The organism is Paenibacillus alkaliterrae (assembly GCF_021532375.1).
Taxonomy (GTDB): domain Bacteria; phylum Bacillota; class Bacilli; order Paenibacillales; family Paenibacillaceae; genus Pristimantibacillus; species Pristimantibacillus alkaliterrae.
Window position 1 is genome coordinate 104,918 of sequence record NZ_JAKGAP010000010.1, and the last position, 17,019, is coordinate 121,936.

Genomic DNA, 17,019 nt, shown 5'->3' on the forward strand with positions numbered 1-17,019 from the left:
ACGCAGGGAATAACCCCCGTATGATTGCATTGCGTTTCCTTATTGGGCACCTAATGCCTTCTGGTAAATCTCAATATACTGACCAAGCTGAAGTCCGTCAAAGCCCTTCACATAAGCGTCCCATTCCTTGCTGATGTCCTTGGAGCCCGTAATAAACTGCGCCATATTCGACTTCGTATAATCGACAATCGTCGTCTTCAACTGAGCTGCGATTTCCGCATCTTCTTGGGCGATAAATACGCCGTTTGGATACGCTTCTTCGGAATGATAGGACTCATATTTCTTCGATTCCGTATTCAATCGTGTGCCGTAGCCGCCATCTGCAAGCGGATCCTGAATCGCCATCCAAGAGGAACGGTATTCATATGTGCGTAGAGAAGGTCCGATCTGTTCCCATCCGTCGTTATGCGTTTGCTTCTTCTCCTGTTGAATGCTAGCGTATTTGGCCTGCTTGCCGTCGATGTCCAATTCGCCATCCGCCGCCTTGCGCCAGCCTTTATCTTCTGGTCCATTCTCCTGCAATACAATAGCTTCTTCCGTGAACAAATAATCGGCCAGTCGAATCGCTGCAATCTGCTGTTCTTCCGTCGCCTTGTTCGTAATCGCAAATTGCGATTTGCTGATGCCGGCGAAGTTAAGTGTCTGCTGGACGCCATTCGGCCCTTTAAGCGGAGGCAGCGTCACATAATCTTTATGGCGAGGCTGCTCATCCGACATATTATAACCGTAGCTAATGAGCGCAGTCGTCACGGCTCCCATAATGTTATCCGGTTCCCGATTCGCCAACTGCTGGATTGCGTCGGCATTTTGCGTGAATGCAGCCGGATCGATTAACCCTTCCTTGTACAATTTGTTCAAATACGCAAGACCTTGCTTCCACTCGTCTTTGTTCGCCGAGAAGTCGACCTTGCCATCCTTCACGAATAAGAAGGTGCCCGCATTCTTCTCGGTATAATCATCCACAATAAAGGAATTCATCAAGAAGGCGGACACGTTCCCCGTCCACATTTCATCGGATCCCGTAAGCGGAATCTCATCCTGCTTTCCGTTGCCATTCGGGTCCTCTTCCTTGAATGCCTTCATTACCTGATAGAACTCTTCCGTTGTCGTCGGCAGTTGAAGTCCGAGCTTGTCGAGCCAAGCCTTGTTGATCCACAGCTTTAAAGCATTGTCACAATGGTAGCATTCATTTATTTGCGGCAGCGCATAAATGTTTCCGTCTGGAGCCGTAATCGACGATCTCATATAAGGAATTTCTTCAAGCGCTTTTTTAATAGTAGGAGCATACTTTTCGATCAAATCATTCAGAGGGAGGAATACGCCCTGCTTCCCGTACTTCATCTGTTCTTCCCTAGTCAAATTGCCATGCAAGATCACTTCCGGATAGTCGCCGCTGGCCAGCATCAGCTGCTTGCGGTCTTCAAGCGCATTGTTTGGAACGAGATCCCAAGCAATCTTAATGTTTGTCTTCTCTTCCAGATGCTTCGTAAATGCGTTGGTCTCCATGTTCTCGATCGTAGGAAATTGAGGGGCAAACATCTTAAGCGTCAGCTGCTTATTCGCAATCGGATACGAACCTACGGCCGTGAAGACATCCTCTTGTACATTGTTGTTCTCTTTCTGACCGCTTTCCGTATTACCATTTCCAGGCGCCTCCGTATCCTTGCTGCACGCGGAAAGGAACACGACACAGCTAAGTACGATGCACAACAAGACTGCACTCGATTTTTTCCATCCTTTTCTCATCAGAACGACTCCTCCTTGTTATATCCATTCTTGACACTCCCAATGACATGCAATGGCGCTATTTCCGAATCTAAATGACCGCCCCGGCCCCAAAGGCGCCCCATCCCCCCCTTCACAGAATCATTCCTCTTTAGCCTTTCAACGAACCGATCATAACTCCTTTAACAAAATATTTCTGAACAAACGGATAGATAATGAGCACCGGACCGCTGGCAACGACGATCAATGAATATTTCAACAGGTCCTTTAATCCTTGCTGGGCCAGCATTTGATTCGCATTGGCGATCATGGACGCATCCACCGTGTTCAGAATAAGCACGTTGCGCAGCACGATTTGTAATGGGAACAGGTCTGGGGATCGCAGAAATATAAGAGCATCGAAATACGCATTCCAATGGCCTACCGCATACATCAGCATCATAACGGCCAAGATTGGTTTGGAAAGCGGTAACACGACACTGAATATAAAGCGGATGTCGCTGCAGCCGTCCAAATCGGCAGCCTCGGACAGCTCATCGGGAATTGTCGACTGGAAGAAGGTTCTCGCTATGATGACTTGAAATACCGCCAGCGCTCCCGGCAAAATCATCGCCCACCGGGTATCCAGCAGATTCAGTTCCTTCACGACCAGATAATACGGAATAAGTCCTCCTTCGAACATCATCGTAATGACTAACAGCACCATGAACATATTCCGTCCGTAGAACGTCTTTCTTGCCAATGGATAAGCAAGCATTACCGTCAGGACAACGTTAATTAACGTGCCGACTACCGTGTAGTACAGAGAATTCAGAAACCCGGTGCCGATCTGCGGGTTGTTGAATACGGCCTTATATCCGTCCAACGTAAACTGGACCGGAAACAGCCATACTTTGCCCGAGACTACAGCTTGCGGCGAACTGAACGAAGAACTAACGATGTAGAGAAGCGGCAGCAGCACGATTAACAGGACCAAGGTCAGAAACGCATAGACCAAGACCATGAACAAGCGGTCTCCGCTGGACTCTCGAATGGATACGGTTCTAGCCATATTGTTTCCTTTCCGCCCTTAACCGGGCTTGGCAGTCTTGGAATAAGGAAATGGATCCAAAAGCTACCACAGACTGTTATTGGACAGTTTTTTAGCGATATAGTTAACGACAACAAGCAAGGTTAGATTAATGACCGAGTTAAAGACGCCGATAGCCGCCGAGAAGCTGAAGCTTGAACCAAGCAAGCCCACTTTATACACGTAAGTGGAAATGACCTCGGAAGTGGCCAGATTGAGCGGATTTTGCATCAGATATATTTTCTCGAAGCCGAGTTTCATCAGATTGCCCAAATTAAGAATGAGAAGAATGACAGAGACCGGAATCAGACTCGGAATATCGACGTTGATTATTTTCTGGATTCTCGATGCTCCGTCTACTTTTGCCGCTTCATACAGCTCAGGGTTGACACCCGCTAATGCCGCGATATAGATGATGGCTCCGTAACCGGTGTGCTGCCAGACATCAGACCAGACATAGATGGATTTGAACAAGGACGGGATACCCATAAAGTTTGTATTTTCCACGCCGAGCATCTGGAACAGCTTGCTGACTATACCTACGTTCGGGGTCAAGTTAACGATTAATATGGATACCATAATAACCGTCGAAATAAAGTAAGGCGCATAAGAGACCAACTGCACGCTTTTTTTGAACAGACCATTGCGAACTTCATTAAGAGCAAGCGCCAGAATAATTGGTGCCGGGAAGCCGACCAGCAAGCCGTAGAGACTGATGCCGAGCGTGTTTTTCATGTACAGCCAGAAATTTGGGGAGTCGAAAAACTGATTAAAATATTTCATTCCGGCCCATGGGCTTCCTAAGATGCCTTTGATGACGTTGTAGTCTTTGAAAGCTATCATAATGCCGGCCATGGGTACATATTTGAAAATAATGAGATAAGCAATCGGCAGCAGGATGACGAGATACAATTGCCAGTGGCGCGCAATCTTGCGTAAGGGCGCATAACGTCCCGCTGTCGGAACAAGGGGAATCGATAAGGGATGCAATTCGTTATTAAGTTTGGACATGGGCTTACCTCCTTTAAACAGCTTCGTTTGTGTTGCGCTTTCATGTGATCATCATATAAGCTCCCGGCTCCCTGCTACAAGAAACAATAATTTCTTGCTTAACCTTTTTCGCAACCACTGCTGCAAAAGAAACGGCAGCACCCTATTCAGCAGGTGCTGCCGCCAATTCGGCATCTATTTTCAATCTCCATGATTAACATTTTTCTAGAGCTTAACTCTTTTCAACACCATGTTCCGTCAACCCTTAAACTCCCTCTGCGTCTCTAAACGGTATTCGCCCGGCGAAGTTCCGACGACCTTCTTAAAAACTCTGGTAAACGATATCGCGCTCGTGTAGCCGACCTCCTCCGCGATGTCCTGAATCGGCCGCCGTGTTTCGGCCAGCAGCCTTTTCGCCTCATACAAGCGGATGTCTATTAAGAAATCGATGAACTTCTGTCCTGTTGTTTCCTTGAACAGCTTGCTCACATATTTCGCATTAATATTGAATTTCTCGCTTAAATATTCAAGGGACATGTTCGGATTAACGTATTCCGCCTCTATGAAGCGGCGTATCTCCATAATGATACCCGCATGCTGACCATTGTAACGCGTGTCCGAAAGTGTTTCCCCAAGCTCTGTCATTTCACCGGTTATGGCTTCATGCATCTCTTCAAGAGAATGGCACTTATCCAGTTTATCTGTCAGTTTCGGCAGGGATCCCGTCTCCCACATGATCTGGTACTCCTTGCCCAGCCCCGACAATTCACGTCCCAAACTGTAGATCAAATAATTAATAATGTTCATGATCTCGTCCTTGGTCAACAAGCCTTGCTTCAGCTGGCTAAACATATCATCCAATAGCGCTCTCCAGCTGTCGTCCGATTTGCGGAACGATTGTGCGGCTGATCGAATGATGCCGAGATAGGAGTATACTTCAACCTGGCTTTGACTCATCATATCTTCACGAGTAATGAGGCGGTTTTCTCCAAGCACCATCTTGTAATTAAGCGCTTCGATTGCTTGATTAAAGGATTTTGCGATTTCGAATAAATGAACGGCCGGATCCCCAATCCCTACGCTAATTGTAAATTTCATATTCTGCTCTGTCCAACCGCGGATGCTGTCGCATAGCTGAATCAGCCGTTTGTCGTCAACCTCGTCTCCGTTCTCGAACAGAATGACGCTGAGGCGGGATGAGGCTGTCCATTCAGCCCAGCATTCGTATCCGAACCTTGAAGATTGTTCATAAGTAATGCTGCGCAAGGCGAACTTCAGCAAATTTTGATCGTTACGCGAATAACGGCTGCAAAACTCCCCGTACTTGTCCATTTCCAGAACGATAATGGAATGACCCGCCGCAGGCACGGGAAGCTGCAGCCGTTCCGCTTCGCGCCGCCAATCCTCCAGCGTGAGCGCCGATCCCTCTTCGATGAGCTGGTGAAACAGGTTGCGCGTACGCAAATGGAGATCTTCTTTGTATTGCTGCTGATACTGTTTGGCCTGCTCCGTCAAATTATCAAGCGCGGATTCGATAAATACAAATTCATCAATTCGACCGGCATTCGTTCTTCCTCCGGCAAGCGGCAGCATATACCCGCTAAAGCGTGAAACAATCTGTTCAACCGGCCTCGCATTGCGCCTCGATATATAGATCATCCATACGAGACCCGCGCCAATCATAAGGAGTCCGATGACAAACCAGGCATTGTAAAGCAAAGATACCGTTTGGATGAATGTGCCCTGCACAAACCCGCTAATATAGGACCAATTCGAATAACTCGACTTATAATCCGCATATATGCGCATAGATTCAACGGTTTCTGCCTGTTTAAGCAATTCGTTGCCCGCCCCGTCTTTAATCCGGATGAAGCTGACTTCCGAATCGTATAGCTCATTCACTAACCGCTGCAAGGAATCCGCTGCCACATTCACTACGATCATGCCTTTTTCGTTCGTCATAAATGGGGCGCCTCTCACCAGACTGACAACCTTCTTGCCCTTCAAAACCGTAAATTGCCTGAACGTTCGAACGTCCGTCCACTTTTGAGAGGCCGACTTCCGGTACTGCTCGATAAAGGATTTGTCCGGATAGGTGCCGATATGCCCGTTCGTCGCATTACTCAACACCATCTGGTCATCATAACGTACCAGATAGATGGAGTCGATGAGCGGATAATAAGCGATCATATCTTTCATTTTCATGACTGCACTAATGTTGACATACGGATCGCCGCCCTCTTTGCCGTTGAAAAAATCGATAAGCGGCTTGCTGTTGATAGATTCCTTCATCACCATATTATCGATGGCTTTCAAGGATGTGTCTATCAGCCGCATCGCTTGCAAAGACAACATACTGTTGGCGTTGATAGCTTCTTTACGGCCCTGTTCACTAATCAGTTGAAAAAATACGAAAAAGGTAAAGGTGACTACGATTATAAATATCGGCATATAGGACAGAAGCAGCCGATTAAACCACGATTTGCTCATCATTAGTCCCCACTCGTCTCCGGGATGATTGGCGCCGTCTACTTCCTGCTTGGCAGCCGCCCTTTACCTGAAATTTTAATGCCATTAAACGAACAATACAATACATCGAATACAGGAATTGCATACTTATTTCCCGGGTGATGTAAATCGAAGAAACCCTTCCATCTTAGACGAAAGCGTTATCAAGGTCAATTAACCGTTTTCAACTTCCTGTATCATTTTCGCCTGAACAGGCTGGCTTCCGTCATGAAAACAGCCGCTTGTGCGGTATTAGGAGGAAAGAATCACTTTACAATCCAATCCTTTTCCGATAAGATAGTCATTATACCGATGAACCAAACATCCTACGTTTAGGAGGCTGGAAACAATGATACAAAAATTGGAGAAGAAATCTTTGGTCGATCAAGTTTATCTTCAGATTGAAAAAATGATCCAATCCGGTAAGTGGAAAATCGGAGAACGTATTCCGAGTGAAACGGAGTTAATCGAAAAGTTCGGCATTAGTCGAAATACATTGCGTGAAGCTATCCGTGCCATGGTTCACGTAGGGATGCTCGAGACTAAACAAGGCGATGGTACTTTCGTGACAGCATCAAGCGAATTGAATGCCATTTTGCAAAAGAGGATTCAGCAATCGAATGTACTAGAGATACTGGATGTGCGTCATGCTTTAGACCGGGAGTCCGTTTTACTTGCATGTAAAAACAGAACGGATGAAGATTTGATCAACATGCGTGAATTACAGCGGCTTACGCAAGAAGCATTTAAGGAGCAGGATTTAGAGAAGTTTGTTTTGTTTGACTTCAAGCTGCATCAGACGATATCAACTGCCTCGCATAACCAATTATTGTCCGATATTTATTCGAACCTTTTCGAGAAAATTCAAAGTTCTATAGCAAATACTACGGTATTTGACAACAGCACTGCTGCAGGTCACGTGGACTTAATTGAAGCCATAGAAATGAGAGATATCGAAAAGGCAGTAAAAGCCGTTGATGCGTATATTGAGAGTTTTAAAAAAGGACTGAGTATAGGATGAATATGACCTCTCAGCAATATATAGTGAAATCTTTAAATAGGGGCATAACGGAAACCTTTACTTATGGCAAAAAAATATATCAATCCGCAATAAAAAAACAATCGGTGAAAGATCCTTTGTTTTTAAGCAAATTAGGATTAGTTGGCGATGAGCAAGCATACGAGCATCATGGTGGAGAGAACAAGGCTCTATGCCTTTATCCTTACGACTACTATGATCATTGGAGAAACATGTTTAAGAATATGGTCGAAGCAGCTCTTTTTGGTGAAAACCTTACAGTTGTTGGATTAACAGAGGATAAAGCTCATATTGGCGATATCTTTTCATTTGGAGAAGCCATTATTCAAGTATCGGAGCCGCGTAACCCCTGCTACAAACTTGCAGCAAAATACGAGGTGCCTGATTTGATTTTAAAAGTACGTAATACAGGCTATACAGGTTTTCTTCTTAGGGTTTTAAAAGAAGGCATGGTTTCTGCTAGTGATTATTTGACTTTAATTGAACCGCATCCTCAACAAGTATCGGTATCCTTAGTGAATGACCTGAAATTCCACGACCGTTTTAATCCCGAAAAACTTAACAAAGTGTTACAGGTTAAAGAACTGTCTGAAAGTCTGCGAAACGCTTTGAAGGAACAATTTGAATCAGGAAAGAAAAATGGCTGGGGCTGAGTAGGAGAAGTTATGGCAAACCCCCGTAATGACTTTCCGTCATTACAGGGGTTAGCATTTCATTTAATTATTGTTAGCTGCGGCCCATGCGTCAAGCTGCTTTTGTTTCTCGGCGATGATCTTGTCAATTCCCGCTGCTTTCAACTGTTTATTGAATTCTGGCAGCTTGGACACAGGATCAATCGTTCCCGTTTCCAGAGCAATTTTATATTGGTTCTGCACGTTCGTGACCGCAGCGATTTCCGTTTTGACGGCATCGGCGTTAAAGGTAAAGCCCAGCGCTTTTGATTTTATTGCGTTTTTATTAAACTCCGCCAGTTGGTTCCAAAGCTCCGGGTCATCTCCGTTCCAAATGTGGGACAAGGACTGGTTCCCGAACATCCATCCCATTTGCAGATTGTAACCGGAATTCGTTGCGTCAACGCCTTGCGGGTAATCGATGATATTGTCAGACACTTTCACGTAATGCTTGCCTTCAATCCCGTAATCCAGCAGATTAATGAAGTCTTTATCGGTATACATCAGATTGAGCAGCATCATCGCTCTTTCCGGATCCTTGGAGTTTCTTGCAATACTCCACATGATCGATATAATGTTGGACGTCGCTGTGGCCGCAGGTCTGAAGTGTACCGACACCATCTCCTTGCCTGTCGTTCTCGACTCTTGGGTCTCGATGCCGGGCTTCATATGGGATATGAACGAGAAAGCCTTGCCAGACTTGACCAAATTGTATTGCGTCTCAGTGCTTGTAGCGGCATCCTTGGCAACAAAACCCGCTTGATTCCATCTTCTGACCGTATTCAGCATCTCTGCATATTCCGGCGTCTCATACATGTTCACGACCTTCAGGCCGTTGTCATGGCCCGGAAGCACGCCAAATCCTTCACCCAAGGTATCAAAGAAGCTGCCTACGTAAATATCAAGAATAGATGTTCCGTACTTGACCGTCGGAATCATGCCCGGTTCGTTGTCCTTAATGGTTTTAAACACTGCATCCAGATCGTCCAGCGATTTAATCGCGGTCGTATCGATGTTATATTTTTCAACCAAATCCTTGCGCATCGTGATTCCATAGTCCGCAGCCAAATCCCTGATGCTCGGAACGGCATATATTTTGCCGTCGATTCTCGTTGCGTTCAAGAACGCCGGATCAAGGTTATCAAGCGCTTCCGTGATCCCTTGCCCTTGCTCAGCCAAGTACCCGTCAAGCTCAAGAAACTGCCCTTTAGCCACATCCTGGCTATAAGTTCCGAGCCCGCTTACGATCAAATCTACCTGCTCGTTACCCGACATCATCAGCGTTTTTTGCTGAGCCCAAGCTCCAAAACCGATCGGTACGAGCTTTACCGTCGCATTGATTTTTTCCTTGGTCAATTTGTTGATTTCGTCCGATACCAGCTTCATATCCTTCGGTTCCCCGCCTACTGGAAATACCATTACAAGCTCGACAGGCTTCAATGCTCCGCTGCCGTTGCCATTTTCTCCGTCCGCCGCTGTTCCGGCGTTCTCCGTATTGGTGCTGTTTTTGCCGTCGTTTCCGCCGTTGCTGCATGCAGTGATTAACATAGTGAATGCCAACGCTAACAATAGAAACGTTTTTGCCGCATATTTGTTCTTTGTCATTGCTGTGACCTCCCTGTTTATTTTAATGAAAGCGTGTACACTAAGTAGAATATATGAAAACGTTTTATCCAACTATCAGATTTCCGACATCCCGTTTTCGATTTTCCGTTGTATGAACTAAAATTAATGTACGGCAACCGACCTGCTCTTCCCCTCTTCTGCGGGAGGAATCGAGCGCTTGAGAAAAAATAGAGCTGTCAGCAAAGCAATCGCTACCAAGCCGAAGGCCAGCAAGAATGCCTGCTTCATGCCTGCCGTCATCGCCAGCGTTTGCAATTCAGAATCCGATATCAAGCTCGCTTTATTTGCCGCAAAACGGCTGGAGCCTGTCGTCATGACCGTTACAAGCAGCGCCATCCCAATCGCGCCGCCAATCTGCTGCAGCGTACCGGCAATGGCGGTACCGTGCGGATACAGCCTTCTCGGAAGCACGTTCAAGCCGTTCGTCATAACCGGCATCATCAGCATGGAAATGCCGAGCATGAAGAGTGTATTTAGGACGGTAATCGTCATATAGGAAATGGAAGGCTTCATGAAGCCAAACCCGCTTAATGTGACGGCCATAAGCGTAAGACCGATGACTGCCAGCCACCTGGCTCCGTAACGATCAAACAATCTTCCGGTTATCGGTGACATAATGCCCATTACGACGCCGCCCGGGAGCATGGCTAGACCAGCATGCAGCGGCGTGTACCCAAGTGCATTCTGAAGGAAAATCGGAACGAGCATCATCGTTGAGAACATCGCCATCATGACGATCATCATGATCATAACGGAGAGGCTGAACATACCGTATTGTAAGGTTCTTAAATCCAGCATCGGCTGCCGCATCGTTAACTGCCGACGACAGAACCAAATGAGTGAACAAGCTCCCACTGCAAGCGGCCAGAGCACTTCCGGATCCGACCATCCCCCGTGACCTTCCCCTGCGCTGCTGAAGCCATACACGATCCCGCCAAACCCAAGCGTGGAGAGAAGCATCGACAGCGGGTCAGCCTTACGGTTGCCGGATTCCGTAACGTTTTTCAACCGCATGTAAGCAAAGACCATAACGAAAGCCGCAATCGGCAGCACGCTGTAAAATAGCACCCGCCAGCTGTAATGCGCAACGATCAGGCCGGATAGCGCAGGACCTATCGCCGGCGCAAACGTGATAACGATCCCGATCGTACCCATGGCAGCGCCTCTTTTATGAAAAGGAACAATGGCCAATACGACATTCGTCAGTAAAGGAAAAAGAAGCCCGGTTCCCGCCGCCTGGATCAGCCTTCCGGCGAATAGGACGGCAAAACCGGGGGCAATCGCCGCGACGAGGGTGCCTGCTGCAAACATTCCCATAGCAGATAGAAACAATGCCCTTGTTGTGTAACGTTGTATTAATAAGGCGGTAGCCGGTATAAGCACGGCGATGACAAGCAAATAGCCGGTGGTCAACCACTGGGCGGTATTAGGTGATATGCCAAGATCGTTCATAATCGGCGTCATCGCTACATTGAGCAGTGTTTCATTCAAAATCGCGACGAACACCCCAAGCACCATAACGAACACGATTAATCGGTTGCCTTTACTCCCGAAGGCCGATTCCTTAAGGTCAGGTACATTTGATAGATCCACGTGACTTCCCCTCTCATTATGCGAAAGACCGTCAACGCGGATCAATCCGCTCGCTGACGGTCTCCGGCAATCTCACCGGACTTGCGTATTTTATACTGACTGGCTCCTTGTCCGCCTTTTCATTAAGTATTTTTACATAAAGGACGGTGCATCCGAATGTCTGCACCGCCCCTTCAGCATTACATAATTACTGTTTGGTTGCCGGATTCAGCAGTTCGGCATACTCCGGCGTCTCATACATGTTCACGACTTTAAGGCCGTTGTCATAACCCGGAAGCACGCCGAAGCCGTCTCCCAAGTTATCAAAGTAGCTGCCTGAGTAAGTATCAATGATGGAGTAGCCATACTTCACCGTCGGAATGATGCCGGGCTCATTTTGCTTGATCGTTTGGAAAACGGCGTCCAAATAGCCGGGAAAAGCCTTATCCTTTAACCGCGCCGATCGTAAGGCCCTTTACGAAATACTTTTGGAAGAACGGATACGCGATCAGCAGCGGAATGACCCCGATAGCGGCCATCGCCATCCGCATCGATGCAAGCGGAATGTTCGCGGCTATTTCAGCGCTGCGACTGCCTGCCTGAGTTGAAGACTGCAAAAACTGAACGTCCAACAGGATTCGGTTCAACAAGTTCTGCAGGCTATAGTATTGGCTGTCGGTAATATAGATCAATCCGTTGAACCAGTCGTTCCAGTACATGATCGTGTAGAACAAGCCTACTGTAGCCAGCACAGGCGTCGAAAGAGGCAAGACGATGCGGTAAAAAATTTTCCATTCCTTCGCTCCGTCGATATAGGCCGATTCGATAATGGCCGTCGGAATGGAGCTTGCAAAAAAGGTTCGCATCAGGATAATGAAAAATCCGTTCATTAGCAAGCCTGGTATGATTAAGGCCAGCATCGTATTTTTCAAATCGAAATAATTAGTGTACAGCAAGTATGTCGGCACAAGACCTCCGTTGAACAGCATCGTAAAAAATACGTAGAAGGCCAGCGTATTGCGGAAAGGCATTTCGATCCGCGAAAGCGGATAAGCCACCATCGCTGTAAGCGTCAATCCGAGTGCCGTACCTGCCACAGTCGTTAAGACCGTGATGCTGTAAGCACGGAATATTTCAGAAGACGTATTCCATAAATAACCGTAGGCGGAGAAACTTATTTTATCAGGAAAAAAGGCGTACCCGCTGCGAACAAGCTCCATATCGTCGGTTAGAGAGGCAGAGAATAACAGCCAGAACGGCATGACGCAGAAAAACGTGAAGACCAGCATAATGATGTTAATGATCCATTGATAGAGCTTGCCGGATGATTGCATAAAACATCTCCCTTTCTAGAACAGCGCGTTGTCTTTGTTGTATTTTCTTACGACAGCATTAGATAGGATGACCAGAATAAATCCGACAAGCGCCTGGTACAAGCCGGCAGCCGAAGACATCCCGATGTCGCCAAGGTTAATCAATGCGCGGTATACATACGTATCGATCGTGTTCGTAACCGGCATCAGCGCGCCAGTGTTAAGCGGAACCTGGAAGAACAAGCCGAAGTCCGAGTAAAATATCCGACCGATCGCGAGCAGGGTCATGATCGTAATAACCGGAGAAACGAGTGGAAGTGTAATCTTCAAAATTTGCTGCCATCTGTTAGCTCCGTCAATCGTCGCTGCTTCGTAATACTCGTTATCGATGCCGATGATCGCCGCTAAATAAATGATGCACAAATTTCCTACGCCCTTCCATACGCTCACGATCGTCAGGATCCATGGCCAATACTTCGTTTCACTGTACCAAGAAATTGGCTCTAAACCCATCAGGGGCAGCAAGGTTTTGTTCATGAATCCGTTTTCAACATCGAGGAAGCCTAACACCAGATAGCCGACAATAACCATGGAGATCAAAAAAGGAAGCAAGATCAGCGTTTGGTACATCCTCGAGAAAAAGCGTTTGCGGATTTCATTCAGCATAATCGCAAGTGATATGGCAATTACGGTATTCAACAGAATGAAGGTAATATTATAAAGCAGCGTATTTCTTGTAATGATATAAGCATCCGTCGTTTTAAACAAATACTCGAAATTTTTAAACCCAATCCAGTCACTGCCCAAAATACCCTTCGCAAAATTGATGTCCTTAAACGCGATGACGATGCCGAACATCGGCAAATAGTTGTTAATAAGCAGGTACAAAAGGCCGGGAAGCGCCATCAGCACCAGCGCGCGGTATTTCTTTACCTTTCTCATTTCCAATGCGAATGTTGCATTCTTCTTCATCTTCAATGAGACCTGCTTCATATTTGGGGTTGACGTTTCAGAATTTGCTTGCACGGGTCTCGACCACCTTTGTCGTCATTTATTTTCTTGCATGGTCTAATACTAACGCAAAGCAAATGCATCAACTACTAAGAATCCGACATTCGACTTTCAAGTTTCAGACATAGAAAGCCCTTACGATAATCCTGGGGCGTCATCGATACTTCTTTTTTAAACAGCGTGGAAAAATAAGAAAAGTTTGAGAATCCGACTGCCAACGCGACGTTACTGATCGTGGTGTCCGTCTTGGTCAGCAGCTCCTTTGCCAAATTGATCCGTTCCTTCAGAATATAGTCGGATATCGAGAGACCCGTTTCTTTCTTGAACAATTTAACGATATAATCCGGGCTTAATCCGATATAGTCAGCGATGTACTGTCTGGACAGCTCCTCATCGATATGAAGCGCGATATACCGCTTGATCTTCTCTACTACCGTTTCGCTCGAATCCAGCCCTTGAATGTGAACGAGTGCTTTCTCAAGCACGTCCCTCACCCAATCCTGCAAATCCTTCACGCTGCGAGTAGCCGACAGAATACGCTCCGGCAACAAATGATCCGAAAATATTTCATCCGCCCGCAGCCCTTGCTGCTGAAGCGTATGAAGAATCATCTGCAGAAAGCTTTGATAAAATTGCTGCAGGCCTTTGGCGCCCAAGCACTCAATCCGCTTCCAGGAATCGAGAAACTGCTGCGACTCATCCATTAATTTTTTCTTATTCCCCTGCTTGATGAGCTCCGACCATACATTCATCGGAGGCAATGGGAGCTGCGATTCTTTCTTCAATCGCTCGTCAATGAAGATGACACGGTCAACGATATTGACTTGATTCTTTTTGAACGCCATCAACACTTCGACCATATCCCGCACTTCATGCACTTGCACCAACTTGCCGATATAGCAGGATAGGTGGCAATACAAATAATGATTGCAAACCTCAATAAAAGCCTGACAGCGGCTTTTGATTTCCTTGCAAAAAGGGTCGCAGCCTTCTGCTGGCGGCAGGTCTTGCGTGAAAACGATCAGCAGGTAGTCTGGATTAATTCGGACGATTTGTGCGCTTGAGGCACGCTGAATAACGACCTCTTCCAGTGCGTTGCGAAGCGCATACTCCATAATTTGCGCATCACGGGCGGTTAATGACTTTTCCCAATGCTGGATGCTAATGACGACCGGTAGAAATCTCATAGATCTGGCATACGGAAGTTTCTGCTTGTCGATGACCTCCATCATTTTATCCATATTGGACGGAATCGCTTGGTTCAACACATCCTGCCAAAACCGTTCGGTCACCATGGTGGCCGATTCCCGCTCCTTCCTGATTTTTTCGATTAACTTCGTCATGACAAGCTTCAACTCGTCATGCGGAACCGGTTTTAACAAATACTCGAAGCTGCCGAGCTGCAGCGCTTTCTTGGCATACTGAAAGTCGGCGTGACAGGTTAGGAAGATGCACTCCGTATGAGGGTGCTGTTCCCTCACCCATTCGTAGAGCTCCAATCCGCTTCCTTGCGGCATCTCGATGTCGCAAATCATCATGTCAATCGGCTGTTTGTCAAACTCCTCCTTCGCTTGCCGGAGGTTATTAGCTACGGATACACTCACGATACCAAGCTTTTGCCAATCCACACTCGATTTAATCCCATTCGCGATAAACGCTTCATCATCAACGATTAATAGTCTGTACATCTTCTCTACCTCATTTCTTTCGATAAAGGCATGATCATATTGACAACGGCACCGTTATCGTTAGAAAAGGCAATGCTTGCTTGATCCCCATACAACAAACGCAGCCTGCGCCGAACGTTCCATATTCCAATATGCTCTCCTTCTTCATTCGTCAGGTTGATCTCCTGCTGAAGCTGCTGCAGCACCTGTTCAGAAAAACCTTGTCCTGTATCGCGAATTTGAATGTGCAGCCGGTCATCAGATATCAAGCCGAATCGCCTGATCGAAATATCGATATGAGTAGGCAAGTCCGTATTGATCGCGTGCTTGATTGTGTTTTCGGCAAAGCTTTGGATCATTAATGGAGGAATGTAACAGTCAAGCAGATCATCCTGAACGGATACGGCATGCGTCAAGCTGTCCGGAAAACGAAACTTCTGGATTTTCAAGTAACTTTCGGTATGACTGAGCTCATCCTGCAGAAGCACGTAATCCGTATGGCTGCGGAACATGAAGCGGAAATAGCGAATCAAAGAGAAGGACAATTCCTGAATCAATTCGTACTTCTTCTCTTGGGCCAAGTAATAGACGACGTTCAAGCTGTTCAGAAAAAAATGCGGGTTGATCTGAAGCTGCAGCTGCTTAAGCTCCGCTTTTTGGTTGATCAATTGCTCCTCGTATACGTCGATTTTCAATTGTTGAATGTCGCTGACCATGCTGTTGAACGTCCCGTTCATCAGCTCGAATTCGTTGGAAGCCGGTTTGTCCGGTATTCTAGCCTCCAAGTAGCCCTCTTTGATTTTGCGCATAGCCACGACGATCCGGTTGATTGGAAGCAGGATGACTTTGCGCAGGAAATAAACGGAAATCAGCAGGATCAGGATGGATCCTGTCGCAATGAGCAGAATAATCCTTTGCAGATAAGGCAGCTTCTCCAAAATATTTTGGTCGTGTACCACGGCGACTAAACCGAATTCACCCATGCCTGACTTCTCGCCAATGACCAGATATATGTCATCGACTCCGGTGAGCCGGTACGTATTGGGCGTATAAGTTAGATCAATTTCATGTTCTTCAAAAAAAGTTTCGTCCTGGAGCGGAGCATAGCTGTCATCCACCAGCAGTGATCTGCCTTCGGTACCAAGATCGAGCAGATCCAGCGGTCCCATGACATCATCCGCATTAACTCCTGCTCCGATATATAAGTTTCCCGTTTTAATCGTACGGAGAAGGTACGCCTGCTCGTTAACATGAAGAACTGACCACTGATCATACCGATAGCTGCTCATGGCTTGTTCATCGTTCAGAAGGTTTGTGATCGCATCTTTAATGGGCTCGTTATCGGAATAAGCGGAGCCGGTCAGTTTAGGCGCAAACAGCAGATCCTGATTCAATGGCGAATACACGTAGAAATAATCCAATGCTTTATAATAAGTTGCGTTATCTTTCAATTCCGTAAATAGCCATATTCGTTCCAGATTGTATTGGTCAATATCGGCCTCGGGTGGACGGTCGAGGATATATAAGCCGGATTCTTCCGCGGCGAATTTGAGCAGGTAATGGTCGATGTCCTCCAGCGTGATGTCGATTAATCCCATGTAGAGATTGAGCATGTTGCTGTTGGATTGCGCCACTTGGTTACGTACGACATCGATCGAATAAAAGTTGTTGTAGAGCAGAAAGGATACCATCGGCAGCATAATGAGCATAAGTCCTGTGACAAGCTTAAAACGAAGCGAATTAAAAAGCGAACGATTGAATAATTTCAAGTTCTATTTACTCCCCTTTTGCCTATCAAATGAGTAATGAGCATTATACCACGAATAGC

13 protein-coding genes are annotated in these 17,019 nt (G+C 46.6%); 2 read left to right on the forward strand and 11 right to left on the reverse strand.

Features of this window, described 5'->3' with window-relative positions; genetic code table 11:
* Positions 1-39 precede the first annotated feature (39 nt).
* From L1N85_RS06015 to L1N85_RS06030, 4 genes are all read right to left on the reverse strand, one after another.
* Positions 40-1,746: an ABC transporter substrate-binding protein gene (locus tag L1N85_RS06015; RefSeq protein WP_235236008.1), complete on the reverse strand. Its 1,707-nt coding sequence runs from the start codon at positions 1,744-1,746 to the stop codon at positions 40-42.
* 130 nt (positions 1,747-1,876) lie between these two features.
* Entirely contained in the window at positions 1,877-2,776 is a 900-nt protein-coding gene (locus L1N85_RS06020; RefSeq protein WP_235236010.1) for a carbohydrate ABC transporter permease, read from the reverse strand.
* A gap of 63 nt (positions 2,777-2,839) precedes the next feature.
* Entirely contained in the window at positions 2,840-3,805 is a 966-nt protein-coding gene (locus L1N85_RS06025; RefSeq protein ID WP_235236012.1) for an ABC transporter permease, read from the reverse strand.
* A 237-nt stretch (positions 3,806-4,042) separates the two neighbouring features.
* Positions 4,043-6,277 carry a helix-turn-helix domain-containing protein gene (locus L1N85_RS06030; RefSeq protein ID WP_235236013.1) on the reverse strand — a complete coding sequence of 745 codons (2,235 nt, stop codon included), beginning with the start codon at positions 6,275-6,277 and terminating at the stop codon, positions 4,043-4,045.
* A gap of 364 nt (positions 6,278-6,641) precedes the next feature.
* Here L1N85_RS06030 and L1N85_RS06035 point away from each other — a divergent pair, with 364 nt between their 5' ends.
* Together L1N85_RS06035 and L1N85_RS06040 are read left to right on the forward strand one after the other, a co-directional pair.
* Positions 6,642-7,313 carry a FadR/GntR family transcriptional regulator gene (locus tag L1N85_RS06035; RefSeq protein WP_235236015.1) on the forward strand — a complete coding sequence of 224 codons (672 nt, stop codon included), beginning with the start codon at positions 6,642-6,644 and terminating at the stop codon, positions 7,311-7,313.
* Positions 7,310-7,984, forward strand: a complete 675-nt coding sequence (locus L1N85_RS06040; protein WP_328285155.1) for an MOSC domain-containing protein — start codon at positions 7,310-7,312, stop codon at positions 7,982-7,984. The genes L1N85_RS06035 and L1N85_RS06040 overlap by 4 nt, the downstream gene beginning before the upstream one ends.
* A 63-nt stretch (positions 7,985-8,047) precedes the next feature.
* Here L1N85_RS06040 and L1N85_RS06045 read toward each other — a convergent pair whose 3' ends face one another.
* The 7 genes from L1N85_RS06045 to L1N85_RS06075 all read right to left on the reverse strand — a co-directional run bounded on the left by L1N85_RS06045 (position 8,048) and on the right by L1N85_RS06075 (position 16,960).
* Positions 8,048-9,607 (reverse strand): ABC transporter substrate-binding protein, encoded by a 1,560-nt coding sequence (locus tag L1N85_RS06045; protein WP_235236023.1) that lies wholly within the window; start codon positions 9,605-9,607, stop codon positions 8,048-8,050.
* Positions 9,608-9,730: 123 nt separating this feature from the next.
* Entirely contained in the window at positions 9,731-11,221 is a 1,491-nt protein-coding gene (locus L1N85_RS06050; RefSeq protein WP_235236025.1) for an MDR family MFS transporter, read from the reverse strand.
* A 187-nt stretch (positions 11,222-11,408) separates the two neighbouring features.
* On the reverse strand, positions 11,409-11,627 hold the full coding sequence (locus L1N85_RS06055; RefSeq protein ID WP_235236027.1) for a hypothetical protein: 219 nt from the start codon (positions 11,625-11,627) through the stop codon (positions 11,409-11,411).
* Positions 11,628-11,643: 16 nt separating this feature from the next.
* Positions 11,644-12,534, reverse strand: a complete 891-nt coding sequence (locus L1N85_RS06060) for a carbohydrate ABC transporter permease (protein ID WP_235236030.1) — start codon at positions 12,532-12,534, stop codon at positions 11,644-11,646.
* A gap of 15 nt (positions 12,535-12,549) precedes the next feature.
* Positions 12,550-13,485, reverse strand: coding sequence for an ABC transporter permease (locus tag L1N85_RS06065; RefSeq protein ID WP_235236032.1), 936 nt, complete (start codon positions 13,483-13,485; stop codon positions 12,550-12,552).
* Positions 13,486-13,613: 128 nt separating this feature from the next.
* On the reverse strand, positions 13,614-15,212 hold the full coding sequence (locus L1N85_RS06070; RefSeq protein WP_235236034.1) for a response regulator transcription factor: 1,599 nt from the start codon (positions 15,210-15,212) through the stop codon (positions 13,614-13,616).
* Positions 15,213-15,217: 5 nt separating this feature from the next.
* Entirely contained in the window at positions 15,218-16,960 is a 1,743-nt protein-coding gene (locus tag L1N85_RS06075) for a sensor histidine kinase (RefSeq protein WP_235236036.1), read from the reverse strand.
* Positions 16,961-17,019: the final 59 nt, after the last annotated feature.